The sequence below is a fragment of the Psychrobacter sp. CAM01 genome (genome assembly GCF_032842965.1).
Classification (GTDB): domain Bacteria; phylum Pseudomonadota; class Gammaproteobacteria; order Pseudomonadales; family Moraxellaceae; genus Psychrobacter; species Psychrobacter celer.
The window spans coordinates 41,146-53,043 of the sequence record NZ_JAWJBL010000003.1; the positions used below are offsets into that span (position 1 = coordinate 41,146).

General features: G+C 47.9%; 11 protein-coding genes. 7 read left to right on the forward strand and 4 right to left on the reverse strand.

Going from position 1 to position 11,898, the window contains the following annotated elements; translation table 11 throughout:
- Positions 1 to 214 precede the first annotated feature (214 nt).
- The 4 genes from pheT to rpmI all read right to left on the reverse strand — a co-directional run bounded on the left by pheT (position 215) and on the right by rpmI (position 4,816).
- Positions 215 to 2,632 carry a phenylalanine--tRNA ligase subunit beta gene (pheT, locus tag R0I52_RS01360; protein WP_317052840.1) on the reverse strand — a complete coding sequence of 806 codons (2,418 nt, stop codon included), beginning with the start codon at positions 2,630 to 2,632 and terminating at the stop codon, positions 215 to 217.
- Positions 2,633 to 2,734: 102 nt separating this feature from the next.
- Positions 2,735 to 3,790, reverse strand: coding sequence for a phenylalanine--tRNA ligase subunit alpha (pheS, locus tag R0I52_RS01365; protein ID WP_317052841.1), 1,056 nt, complete (start codon positions 3,788 to 3,790; stop codon positions 2,735 to 2,737).
- Positions 3,791 to 4,130: 340 nt separating this feature from the next.
- The gene (gene rplT, locus R0I52_RS01370; protein ID WP_075101938.1) at positions 4,131 to 4,487 is read right to left on the reverse strand and encodes a 50S ribosomal protein L20; all 357 of its coding nucleotides are present in this window, start codon (positions 4,485 to 4,487) and stop codon (positions 4,131 to 4,133) included.
- Positions 4,488 to 4,618: 131 nt separating this feature from the next.
- Entirely contained in the window at positions 4,619 to 4,816 is a 198-nt protein-coding gene (gene rpmI, locus R0I52_RS01375) for a 50S ribosomal protein L35 (RefSeq protein ID WP_011281253.1), read from the reverse strand.
- Between the two features lie 497 nt (positions 4,817 to 5,313).
- On the opposite strand from rpmI, the gene R0I52_RS01380 reads away from it, so the two are divergent.
- The 7 genes from R0I52_RS01380 (at position 5,314) to R0I52_RS01410 (ending at position 11,820) form a co-directional block, all read left to right on the forward strand.
- Complete coding sequence (locus R0I52_RS01380) at positions 5,314 to 5,745, forward strand: thioesterase family protein (protein WP_317052842.1); 432 nt, start codon at positions 5,314 to 5,316, stop codon at positions 5,743 to 5,745.
- Positions 5,746 to 5,875: 130 nt separating this feature from the next.
- A complete protein-coding gene (hisIE, locus tag R0I52_RS01385) occupies positions 5,876 to 6,718 on the forward strand; it encodes a bifunctional phosphoribosyl-AMP cyclohydrolase/phosphoribosyl-ATP diphosphatase HisIE (protein WP_317052843.1) in 843 nt (280 codons plus the stop codon).
- Between the two features lie 400 nt (positions 6,719 to 7,118).
- The gene (gene tatA, locus R0I52_RS01390; RefSeq protein ID WP_317052844.1) at positions 7,119 to 7,385 is read left to right on the forward strand and encodes a Sec-independent protein translocase subunit TatA; all 267 of its coding nucleotides are present in this window, start codon (positions 7,119 to 7,121) and stop codon (positions 7,383 to 7,385) included.
- Between the two features lie 62 nt (positions 7,386 to 7,447).
- A complete protein-coding gene (tatB, locus tag R0I52_RS01395) occupies positions 7,448 to 8,071 on the forward strand; it encodes a Sec-independent protein translocase protein TatB (protein ID WP_317052845.1) in 624 nt (207 codons plus the stop codon).
- Positions 8,071 to 8,943 (forward strand): twin-arginine translocase subunit TatC, encoded by an 873-nt coding sequence (gene tatC, locus R0I52_RS01400; protein WP_317052846.1) that lies wholly within the window; start codon positions 8,071 to 8,073, stop codon positions 8,941 to 8,943. Before tatB ends, tatC begins: the two co-directional genes overlap by 1 nt.
- 253 nt (positions 8,944 to 9,196) lie before the next feature.
- The gene (locus R0I52_RS01405) at positions 9,197 to 10,696 is read left to right on the forward strand and encodes a UvrD-helicase domain-containing protein (protein ID WP_317052847.1); all 1,500 of its coding nucleotides are present in this window, start codon (positions 9,197 to 9,199) and stop codon (positions 10,694 to 10,696) included.
- Between the two features lie 71 nt (positions 10,697 to 10,767).
- Entirely contained in the window at positions 10,768 to 11,820 is a 1,053-nt protein-coding gene (locus R0I52_RS01410) for a tRNA dihydrouridine synthase (protein ID WP_317052848.1), read from the forward strand.
- The last annotated feature ends 78 nt before the right edge of the window (positions 11,821 to 11,898 follow it).

Consider the following 11,898-nt stretch of genomic DNA (forward strand, 5'->3'; position numbering starts at 1 on the left):
ATCATGGTTTAGCGGTATGAGGGGATAGCAGTTATTATAAAGGTTTTTTGTGGTCTTTTTAATATAGACGTTATAAAATCTCTTTTATTAATAATCACTTACCATTTGTTTAGACAAAAAAAACGTCTCGATCATAATTTTTTTGACAAATAAAACGCCACAGCCTTTTAATTAAAAAAGGCTATGATGCGTTATCTGTTTTCGGGTATAGAGGTTAGCTGTCACGCAGCTGTACTGAATGCTGCTCAATCAAGGCTTGAACGACTTTATCAGTGGCAGTTTTTACTGCCTCGTCAGATAGGGTTTGTGCCACATCTTGCCATATCAAAGCAAACGCGAGCGAGCGCTGACCTGTCGGTACTTTGTCACCTTGATAGACATCAAATAACCACATATCACTCAACAAGGCCCCAGCAGCACGGCGTACCGTCGACTCTAGCGTCTGTAGGCTAATCTCGGTATCTACCAAGATGGCGATATCACGGCGCACTTGTGGAAACTTACTTGGCGTGGTGATGTCATGCTGCTCGCGGGCCAAGTTAAGCAGCGGTGCAAGCGATAACTGGGCAACCCAAGTGGCAGGCAGATCCAGCTGTTTTGCAGTGCTCGGATGCAGCTGACCCAACCAGCCGACATAGATATCATCGATATACAGCTTGGCGCTTTGACCAGGATGCAAAAACGCTAGCTGACTACGCTCGTAGCGTACGCGCGCACGATCGATTTGGGCTGGAAGTAGCTGCTCGATATCGTGCTTAAGGTCATAAAAATCTAAAGCTCGATTTTGGTAAGCTTGTTCATCCCAAATATCGCCAACCGCGACCAGCGCCATGCTCGGCGTCTGCACCAAGTCACTGACACTCTGACCGACAAAGCTCAGACCCGTTTCAAAAAAACGTACACGCGGCTGCTGACGATTGAGGTTGTATTGTACACAAGGCAACAAGCTTGAAAGCAAAGTACGGCGCATGACCGCCAGGTCGCTTGAGATCGGATTGGCCAATGCCAACACTTCACCTAACGCTTCATCATCAAGTAGCGTCTCAAGTTTGGCATCACTAAAGCTAAAACTAATCGCTTCCATATAGCCATTATTGACGAGTGCCAGCTTCATCTCATGTGTCAAATCAGCCGTATCGTCATAATCCATACTGACTTGCAGATGCGGTAGGACGCTTGGAATATTGTCATAACCGTAGATACGGGCAATCTCTTCGATAAGATCCTCGCGAATGCTCATATCAAAACGATACGACGGCGGCGTACAGATTAGACTATCCGCTTGCTGCGCGACCTCAAAGCCCAGCTGGGTTAAGATACGCACCATGACCGCAGGCTCGATTTCGATACCGACGACCTCACGGACTTTGCTGATTGGCAAGGTAATCGGTGTACGAGCTGGCAAGTGCTCGCTATTTTCTACTTTTACTATTTGCCCAGCTTGCCCGCTTGCGACACTAGTAATCAAATCAACAGCACGCGCCAAAGCAAGCGCTGGCAGCTCAAAGTCCACCCCGCGCTCAAAGCGCTGTGAGGCATCGGTATGCAAACCAAAGCGACGCGCGCGCGCCGCGATAGCCAGCGGATTGAAAAATGCACTTTCTAAAATAATATTGGTAGTGCTATCGGTGACGCTACTGCGCTTTCCGCCCATGATTCCCGCTAAGGCAAGCACGCCCTCATCGTCGGCAATCACCAGCTCATCACCAGTTAGGGTAATGGTTTGCTCATTTAGTAGCGTCAATGTCTCTGCAGGCTGCGCCAAACGCACCACGATATCGCCTTGAATGGTATCGGCATCAAACGCATGTAATGGTTGACCAAGCTCCATCAATACATAGTTGGTCACATCCACCAAAAAGTTATGCGAGCGTAGTCCTGACTGCACCAGAGCATCAGCCATCCATTTTGGCGTGCCGATACTACGATCAATATTGCTGATTGATTGTAAGAGATAGCGTGGGCAAGCCTCAATGGCACTAACGGTGACCGCAGGCGTTGCATCACTGTTCGTTACCGCTACATCAGTAGCAATCTCCGGCTGCTGCATCGGCAGATCATTGATCACTGATATCTCACGGGCAATACCGCGGACGCTAAAGCAGTCGCCACGGTTTGGCGTGATAGAGATATCGAGTATTTGATTGTCTAAACCTAGATAGTCACGGATATCAGTGCCGATTGGTGCATCTTCAGGTAACTCCAGTAAACCGTCGATGTCGTCAACCAGATCGATCTCAGAAGCACCGCATAGCATGCCGTTTGAGGCCACGCCGCGTAGCTTGCTTTTCTTAATCTTAAAGCCTGATTTACCATTACTGGCATCATCACTTGGCAGTACCGCCCCAACGGTTGCCACGGGCGCTTTCATACCGACCGTCACATTCGGCGCGCCGCAGACGATTTGTAATGGCTCAGACTCACCAATATTTACCTGCGTGACGCGCAGCTTATCGGCATCAGGATGCGGCTCGACACTGATGACCTCACCGACCACCACACCGCTAAAGGCTCGGGCAACGGCAAAGCGATCATCAATCTCAAGCCCTGCCATGGTCAGCTGTTCGGCCAATTGCTCACTGGTATTATTGGGGTTCACCCATTGACGTAGCCACTGTTCGCTAATTTTCATAAATATCTCGGATCAGAATTTTGTAATAAAGATGTTGGAGTAAAGCTTGGCACATACACTTGTTGTATCAACAAGGCACGCTTTTTATATAAAAAAAGCACTCTAGCCAAATTGCTTTAAAAAGCGCACGTCATTTTGGAAAAACAAACGCAAGTCATCGATGCCATAATACAGCATGGCAAAGCGCTCAATACCCATACCAAAGGCAAAACCGGTGTATTTGTCGCTATCGATACCGCAGTTGGTCAGCACCTGCGGATGCACCATACCGCAGCCCATGACTTCTAGCCATTTGCCATTGTCATCTAAGATATCCACTTCGGCTGAAGGCTCGGTAAATGGGAAAAATGACGGACGAAAACGTACAGTCAACTCTTTGGCAAAAAACGCCTCTAAAAACTCACTGATCAAACCCTTTAGCTCAGCAAAGGTGCTCGACTCGGTCACCATCAGCCCTTCTAGCTGGTGAAACATCGGTGAATGCGTTTGGTCTGAGTCGTTACGATAGACGCGGCCTGGGCAAATGATACGAATCGGCGGCTCGTTCTTTTCCATGGTGCGAATCTGTACCGGACTGGTGTGCGTACGCAGCAAATAGTGTGCATCAAAATAAAAGGTATCGTGCATCGCGCGTGCAGGGTGATGGGAAGGAATATTAAGCGCTTCAAAGTTATAGTAATCGCTCTCAACTTCAGGGCCTGTCGCAACATTAAAACCTGCCTGCACAAAGTACTGCTGCATACGCTGGGTCACCATCGTCACTGGATGCAAATGGCCTTTTTGGCCACCGCGCGCCGGCAGGGTGATATCGATACTCTCGCTTGCAAGCTTGGCATTCAATGCAGCGACTTCTAGCTGCTGCTGCTGCTCGGTGAGCGCCTGTCCGATACGGCTACGCACACTGTGCAACCAGCCGCCGTAGGTTTTTTTGTCATCGCTACCAAGCTTACCCATCTGTTTTGACCAGCCGGTAAGCGAGCTTTTTTTGCCCGTTAGCTGTACACGCAAGTCTTGTAGGGTACGCGCGTCGTTTACTTGCAAAATTAGTGCTTCAGCAGCACTGGCAAACTCATTGAGCTGTGCTTCATTTAACTCATCAAGCTCTGAGGACAAGGTCGGTAGCGCCGACAAATCGGTGATAGCAGCAGGGGTAGTCATAAGACGCATTATTCCTGATTTAAACGGACTATTAAGTAAGTATGGTGCTTGGTAATTGTAGGGATTTGACCAAATATTGCAAACCATTTGCTCGGTTATCTCACGATGATCATGAGTGATGCTAATGGCTTGAATATGTAGACATATATATCTAGCAAAATAGATATTTAGCAAAAATGCGTGTGCTTAACCGCAATAGTGGTGATGCCAAAATAATTTACTATAAAAAAAGCCACCGACCAGCGGTAGCTTTTATTAATATCGTACTATTAATCAATATTAGTCCGATCCATCTAGGTACTTGCTAAAAAAGCAGGCTACCTAACGGAAAGGGTAATATTTAGGCCAATTCCGCTTTTGCTTTTTCGACCAATGCGGTGAAAGTAGCTGCATCATGCATAGCGATGTCAGCTAAGACGCGACGATCGATTGCGATGTTTGCTTTTTTCAAGCCATTGATAAAGCGGCTATAGCTTAAGCCGTTGATGCGAGCACCAGCATTGATACGTGCGATCCAAAGACGACGGAAAGTACGTTTTTTGTTGCGACGGTCACGATAAGCATATTGACCAGCTTTGGTCACTGCCTGTACCGCTACGCGGTAAACACGTGAACGGGCACCGTAGTAGCCTTTAGCACGCTTTAAGATTTTTTTGTGACGGCGATTTGCCTGTACACCACGTTTTACACGGGCCATAAATTACTCCAAGATTTTTTAATCATTATTAAACGAATCACGATGTCGTTATATAAGTGAATACCAGACATCGTTATCAGATTGCAAAGTCAAATACCTTTAATACATTAAAGCTAAGTGACCATAGGCTATTAGATGTATGGGCACATACGACGAACTGCTGCTTCGTCAGACTTGTCCACCATCTTTAGACCGCGCAACTGGCGAATACGCTTAGCTGATTTCTTGGTCAAGATATGGCTTTTGAAGGCTTGCTTACGCTTAAAGCCATTCGCTGTTTTTTTGAAGCGTTTAGCGGCACCGCTTCTGGTTTTCATCTTAACTTTCATGATGAGTTGCCTCTTTATCTTTGATAGAACCTGGTCGTCAAATCGTCAGTCATAAATAGTGGCTTTAAAAACAACCACTAAACTGTTATTTGCCTCGAGGTGGGAGGCGCTATTTTAGCAGATAGCGCCCTGTTTTGCCAAGTGAATTTTCGCCCAAGCGCTCAGCTGTTTATACAGCCAGCGCTTTTAGTAAGCGCATATCACTATGGCTCCCTACACTCCGCCAAATAGCCTGCCTCAAAGACGACGATATACTTTATAAGGCCGAGTCATAAAATCGGGGATTTTTTTGCAAATAGATTGAATGTGAGACAAAGCTGTGCTTAAGTAGAGGTTTGGCTTGATTGCTTATCGTGCACGAATTGTATGCCAGTAACGATAGCCATTGACTCGGTATTGTGCTCATCCATTTTATGAGCATAATCCGTCCTGACGCTGTACACCTATAACATGATTGGCAACCCCCATCATTGCCTGCCATCACTCTAGGAGATAACGTGTCAAATCAAGAGTTAGACTTTGATGACGGCCTATTTGTATTTGAGACAGTGATGCGAGTGCGTCATACTGAAATCGATAGGAGTCAGCATATCTCGTTTGAAGCGTTGACCGCTCTGGTTTGTGAGGCGCGGCATAGGTTTTTGCATGCAAAAGGCATACAAAAAATCAATGCGGACCATCGAGGACTAATCATCGATGGCATACAGCTAATCACCAATAGCCGTGTACGGGCGCGTGAAGAGCTGTTGTTTGAGGTGGGGGTCGAGCCACTGTATGATAATGGCGGCCATATGCTCATCAAAATATCGCGTATGTATGGTGGCGAGGTGGTGGCAAAGGCGCGGATCCATTTTATCAACTACGATTTTCGCCTCAACAAAACCGCCGTTTTGGATAAAGACACAAAATCGGCGCTATATCCGCATTGATTTCGGCTGTGATATCCTTCCCTTGACGCTCTGTACTCCTACCACCATTAGGCCAAAATATCATATATAGGGACGAGCGCAGCCCCACTAACTATCTATTTCCTATTTCTCATCACAAGACAGACATATTATGACTTTACCTGCTTGGCTTACCGCCATAAAATTTAATGCTGATGGTTTGATTCCTGCTATTGCTCAAGACCATGAATCTGGGCGTATCCTCATGATGGCATGGATGAATAGCGAAGCCCTCCAGCTTACCGCCGAGACAAAGACAGCGGTATATTTTTCGCGCTCACGTGGTCAGTTGTGGCACAAAGGAGAGTCGTCAGGCCACACCCAGACAGTCCATGATATCCGCTTAGACTGCGATGCAGATGTGATTGTGCTGAGCGTGACACAAGCGGGCGGCATCGCCTGTCATACGGGACGTGAGTCTTGTTTTTATCAGCGTTTAGACTTATCAGGCGCGCAGCCTCAATGGCAAACAGTGGATAAAGTATTAAAAGATCCGGCAGAGATTTACGCGTCTACTTCGGCGGCCGAAGCCGTCTCTGACCCCCAACGTCACGATGCCAGCACTAAAGGGACTACTAAAAAAGAGACTGCTCAGATCGATACCCGCTCGATTTTACAGCAATTAGATCAGGTATTAGCAGAGCGCAAACACGCCGATGCTGACAGCTCTTATGTGGCAAGCTTGTATGCAAAAGGCCTAAACAAGATATTAGAAAAAGTGGGCGAAGAGAGCACCGAGAGCATCATCGCCGCCAAGGACTTGGCCATCTGCGACGTTTCTGGCGACCAAGCACACTATAACGACGCACGTCATGAGTTTATCTATGAAGTGGCTGACGTGTGGTTTCATACGTTGGTCGGGCTGGCATGGTTTGATATCGAGTCAGACGCCATCTTACACGAGCTGGGCCGGCGCTTTGGTCTCTCAGGCATCGATGAAAAAGCGTCAAGATAACCTATCATATAGTAAGTTCAGTATAAAAAACGATACAGTGGGACTGGGATAAATTTTTCGCAGCCTCTGTCTGCATAGGCACAGCACGCAAGGAAAATTTAGACCAGTTTCACGTTGATATATAATGTATCTGTTTTATTTAGAATCGACTATATGTCGAAAATAAAAGTGCCACTACCTATTTACTCTGTGTGATTGCTGCGACTTTCACCTTTTTGTCATAACGGCAAGGTATAATAGTATTTTTACGTCAGCGTTATGTCTGTATTTTTGTCAAATAGATCAATATTCTATAAAATAACAGTAGGGCGGTGGCGGCAATACTGATGCCAACAACTAAAGAGCAGCATTCACACTCAGAAATCTCAGACATGAGGTCTCAGACATTAAGGATATCATTATGGGCAGTTTTTCTATTACGCATTGGCTGATATTACTGGTGGTGGTGGTGGTGGTATTTGGCACCTCAAAGCTTAGAAATGCCGGCAAAGACTTGGGCGGTGCGGTCAAAGGCTTTAAAGACGCAGTCAAAGACGAAAATGCTGAGCATGCCAAAAAGCAAGTGGTACTCGATCACGACGACGCAGCTCATCCAGCAGAGCGCCGAGCACCTAATAAAGTCGATGAGCATAGCAACACGCTCCCTACTGACGATAAGCATCATTGATCATAGCAAATACCATGCTAGGTATAATGCCACTAGCATCCAGATAGTGACAATCCACCATTATGTTTGATATTGGGTTTTCTGAATTACTGCTCTTTGGCGTGATTGCTTTGATCGTCTTGGGCCCCGAAAAGCTGCCGCAAGCGGCGCGCACGGCTGGGCAGTGGTATGCCAAAATTCGCCGTACTGTCTCTACCCTACAATCGGAAATAGAGGCTGAGCTAGACTTGGCCGAGACTCGGCAACAAATGCAAAAAGAGCTGGCAAAAATCCGTCAGACAGAGGCGGAGATGAGACGTGAAATGGCAGAGATGCGCGGCAGTATGCAAGAGTTTGAGTCGTCACAGAATCGCGCTCTAACAGTCGATCCGCATGCAGAGCATCAGCCTGTGATTAAGGATGATACTGCGCGCAATACCGTAAACGAGCAGCCTGAGGCGGCAACCGCATTTGCGCACGCCTATGAGCGTAATGAGCCCTCTGACGGCATCGATCAGCAAGCAGCGCCGCCCCTCATGACCAAACCTTGGGAAAACATGTGGTTTCGCCTCGGTGATTATGATAAAGCGCGGCGCCTACCCGCTGCCCCCTATCTCCCCAATTATCAAGCAGACATTCTATTAAATAGCACACCTGCCAATCCTATCGCCTCACAAGCATCTGCCCAGATGCAGGAGGCCGACTGATGGATTTGTTTGAACGCAAAAAAAGCCGACAAGAAAAAATCGGTGATACAGGAACAGAAAAAACCCGCTCAGTCGATATGGCTTATGATAGCGATGATGGAGATATGTTAAGCTCGCTTGGCGATATGCCCATCACCGAGCATCTCATTGATTTACGCCGTCATCTGATCAAAATATGCGTGGCGGTGCTGGTGGTATTTTTGGCCTTGGTTGGGTTTTCACGCGAGCTTTATAACCTGTTATCGGACCCATTGGTCGCGCAGTTACCTGCCAACTCGACAATGATTGCCACCGATATCACCTCAAACTTCATGGCGCCGATACGCTTGAGTATCTTTGTCGCCGCCTTTGTGGCCATGCCTTATATCTTGTATCAAATTTGGTCATTTGTCGCCCCAGGTCTGTACAAAAAAGAAAAAAAAGTCGCCATTCCAGTGCTGATGTCTTCTATCGTATTGTTTTATGCTGGGGTGGCGTTTTCTTATTTTATTGTGCTCAAAGGAGTTTTGAAATTCTTTATTACCTTTGCGCCGCAAAACGTCTTACCCATGACAGATATCGACAGTTATTTGAGCTTTGCATTAAAGCTTTTTATGGTATTTGGCTTGACCTTTGAGATACCAGTCGTCACCTTACTGTTGATATTGGCCGGCATCGTCTCCATTGATAGCCTAGAGGATAAACGCCGTTATATCATCGTTGGCTGCTTTGCAATCGCGGCCGTGGTGACACCGCCGGATGGGGTGTCGATGTTGATGCTGGCTTTTCCGATGTGGCTGCTGTTTGAGCTGGGGCTGTTTTTGGCGAAGATTTTGATTAAAGAAGAGCGCCGCCCTGCTCTGGCAAATGAGAGTCAACTTGATAAAAAGTAATACCTTAGGCAACAAACAACGCCGTTGACGATAAGCTACGCCCCTGACAACTATCGGTATTTGACAAGCGCCATCGACCTCATCGCCAGCCATTGTTTATGCAGTGGCTTTTTTTGCCTTTATGGTTTTTGACCCTATGGCTTTGCTCTTAGAGCTGTTGTCCTGTCTTATTTGTCCGCATATTTTTCGATCACTTTTTACTCATCCATCGTGTCAGCAGATGCTGATACCGTTAGTATTTTAGGTAGCTTTTATGTCCGCATCTATGCCCGCTTATATGAGCGACCCCACCGATGAGCAGCTAAATGCGCTAAATATGGCGATGGACCACAAGTCGTTTAAAGTGGTGGCGTATGCTGGCGCGGGTAAAACCACAACGCTCAAGCTCATCGGTGAGCGTCTGCGCGGGCGCGGCTTGTATTTGGCCTTCAACAAAGCGATCGCCAATGATGCTCGGCAAAAATTCCCCAGTCACGTGGACTGCCGTACATTTCACTCACTTGCTTATCGCCATGTCGCGCGTGATATCACTGCCAAATTGTCCTTGCCACGGTTTTCACCCAAGCGTTTGGGCGATGATTTGGGGCTACAAGCGGTGCAAGTACGTCGGCAAATGGATGGGATAAATAAATACATCACTTTGACCCCAGCCCGCCTTGCGCGGTTTGTCAGCGATGCAGTCAGTCATTTTTGTAGCACCCATGCCAGCTACCCTGCGCCTAGGCATCTATTATTTCCTAGCTGGCTCGATGCGTCAGATAGCGAGCAGCTGCGTGAGATGCTCTACCCTGCCGTCGAGCAGCGCTGGCTACAGTCTATCGATGCCCGCCATCCTGCTGGTATCGGCCATGATATTTATCTCAAATTATGGGCACTCTCCAAGCCCAGTATCCCAGCGGATTTTATCTTGTTTGATGAGGCGCAGGATGCTGATCCGTTGATGATGGGAATTTTGACCCAGCAGCCACGGCAAGTCATCTATGTGGGCGACGCTCATCAGCAGATTTATGAATGGCGCGGTGCGGTGAACGCGATGAAAAAACTACCACTACCGCAAACCCTATTGACACAATCGTTTCGCTTTGGCGAGCCTATCGCTGAGGTGGCCAACACCCTACTCAAAGCTTTACAAGAAGAAGTACCACTAAAGGGCAATCCTGCTAAGCAGTCCTCTACCGATAAAGGCATGGTCCATAGTAAAAAAGACGCCATCCTCTGTCGCACCAATGCCGCCGCCATGGCGCAGCTATTGACGGGACTCAAGCTTGGGCACCGCGTGGCTCTGCAAGCCGATACCGATCGTATGCTGAAATTCTGCCAAGCGGCTGAGAACTTAAAAAACGGCAAATCAGCTTACGGCGTACCAGAGCTGGCGTATTTTTATAATTGGGGTGATGTGCAAGAGTACTCTGAAACCAATGAAGGCAGCGACCTTAAAACATTGGTCAAGCTGGTCGATGATCACGGTACCAACGTCTTAAGCCAAGCGGTCAACAGTTTGACCAGCATCGATAACGCCGATTATGTCATCTCTACCGCGCACAAAGCCAAAGGGCTTGAATGGGGGCGCGTACAGCTCGATGACGATTTTTATTACGACGTGACCACCAATGCAGTCAAGATCAGTCCAGAGGAGCTGCGCTTGCTCTACGTTGCCTGTACACGCGCGCAAAGCAATCTCGACATTCATCATATCAAAGACTTGATCATCGGATTGCAAACGGGGAAAAAGGTCATCTTTGGCAATACCTAACACCGCCCCGCTCTATTCGATCACGTTATCGCCCTTCATATCGCCTTTTATTTAGATACTAAGCCTCAATCATGACTCAACATTCATCTCTCGAAATACGCCAGCGTACCCTGCAGCAACTATTTGCCCATCCTGTGCGCCTACTCGCTCCAATGGAGGGCTTGACCGATCCGTTAATGCGGCAAATCTTAACGCAAATTGCCGCCGACTTAGGTCGCCCTTATGATTGGTCAGTCAGTGAGTTTATACGGGTGACTCAAACGCTACTGCCCGCACATGTGTTTTATAAATATGTGCCAGAGCTACATCAAGACACCAAAACGACTGCTGGTACGCCCATACATATCCAGCTACTCGGCAGTGACGCTAGCCTAATGGCAGAAAACGCCGCGTACGCCTGTGAGCTTGGCGCGCCAGCGATTGATATCAATTTTGGCTGCCCTGCTAAGACCGTCAATAGCCACCGCGGCGGCTCAGTACTGCTCGATGAGCCAGAGGTCATGTATGATATTATCAGTGCCGTACGCCGCGCAGTGCCTGCCCATATTGCCGTCTCAGCAAAGATTCGCTTGGGCTACACAGATACCAACCGTATGGACGATATCCGAGGTGCGATTGGGGCTAGTGGCGCAGACTGGCTGACCATTCATGCCCGCACCAAAACCCAAGGCTACAAGCCGCCCGCTTATTGGGACAAAATCCAAAATTTTAATAAGCTTGATATCCCAGTGATTGCCAATGGCGAGATTTGGAACAGTGAGCAAGCACAGCAATGCATGAGGCAGGCAGGCACGCCGCACCTGATGCTAGGACGCGGCGCTGTGACCCGTCCTGACTTGATTGCCCGTGTCGATAGTGGCTATGATGATGAGAGAGCGGCGGCCAGCGTTAGAGCAGATAGCCAGATCTTGACGTGGCACGCGCTCATACCGCATCAAATTAAGTTTTTGGAAGGGGCAGCAAAAAACGATGTGGTACTGGTGGGCCGCTATAAACAGTGGCTGGGGATGCTGACCAAAGGCTATGATGAGGCGCAGCCGGTGTGGGAGCGCATCAAGCGTGAAAAAGACAAAGCCGTCATCATCGATGCTCTTATCATCAGCGTCTCATCAGCGACGGCATAAACAGCAAAGACAATAACGGCTCGTCTTTTATCATAAAACAGAAGCTCGCCGCGGCGGCTAATTGTTTATAAGCCCTAG

Excerpts from the sequence above, each read along its gene's own strand:
- tatC (WP_317052846.1), top strand. The coding sequence starts at position 8,071 with ATGGATTTGTTTGAACGCAAAAAAAGCCGACAAGAAAAAATCGGTGAT.
- tatA (WP_317052844.1), top strand. The coding sequence starts at position 7,119 with ATGGGCAGTTTTTCTATTACGCATTGGCTGATATTACTGGTGGTGGTG.
- rpmI (WP_011281253.1), bottom strand. The coding sequence starts at position 4,816 with ATGAAAGTTAAGATGAAAACCAGAAGCGGTGCCGCTAAACGCTTCAAA.
- pheT (WP_317052840.1), bottom strand. The coding sequence starts at position 2,632 with ATGAAAATTAGCGAACAGTGGCTACGTCAATGGGTGAACCCCAATAAT.
- pheS (WP_317052841.1), bottom strand. The coding sequence starts at position 3,790 with ATGACTACCCCTGCTGCTATCACCGATTTGTCGGCGCTACCGACCTTG.
- tatB (WP_317052845.1), top strand. The coding sequence starts at position 7,448 with ATGTTTGATATTGGGTTTTCTGAATTACTGCTCTTTGGCGTGATTGCT.
- R0I52_RS01410 (WP_317052848.1), top strand. The coding sequence starts at position 10,768 with ATGACTCAACATTCATCTCTCGAAATACGCCAGCGTACCCTGCAGCAA.
- rplT (WP_075101938.1), bottom strand. The coding sequence starts at position 4,487 with ATGGCCCGTGTAAAACGTGGTGTACAGGCAAATCGCCGTCACAAAAAA.
- R0I52_RS01405 (WP_317052847.1), top strand. The coding sequence starts at position 9,197 with ATGTCCGCATCTATGCCCGCTTATATGAGCGACCCCACCGATGAGCAG.
- hisIE (WP_317052843.1), top strand. The coding sequence starts at position 5,876 with ATGACTTTACCTGCTTGGCTTACCGCCATAAAATTTAATGCTGATGGT.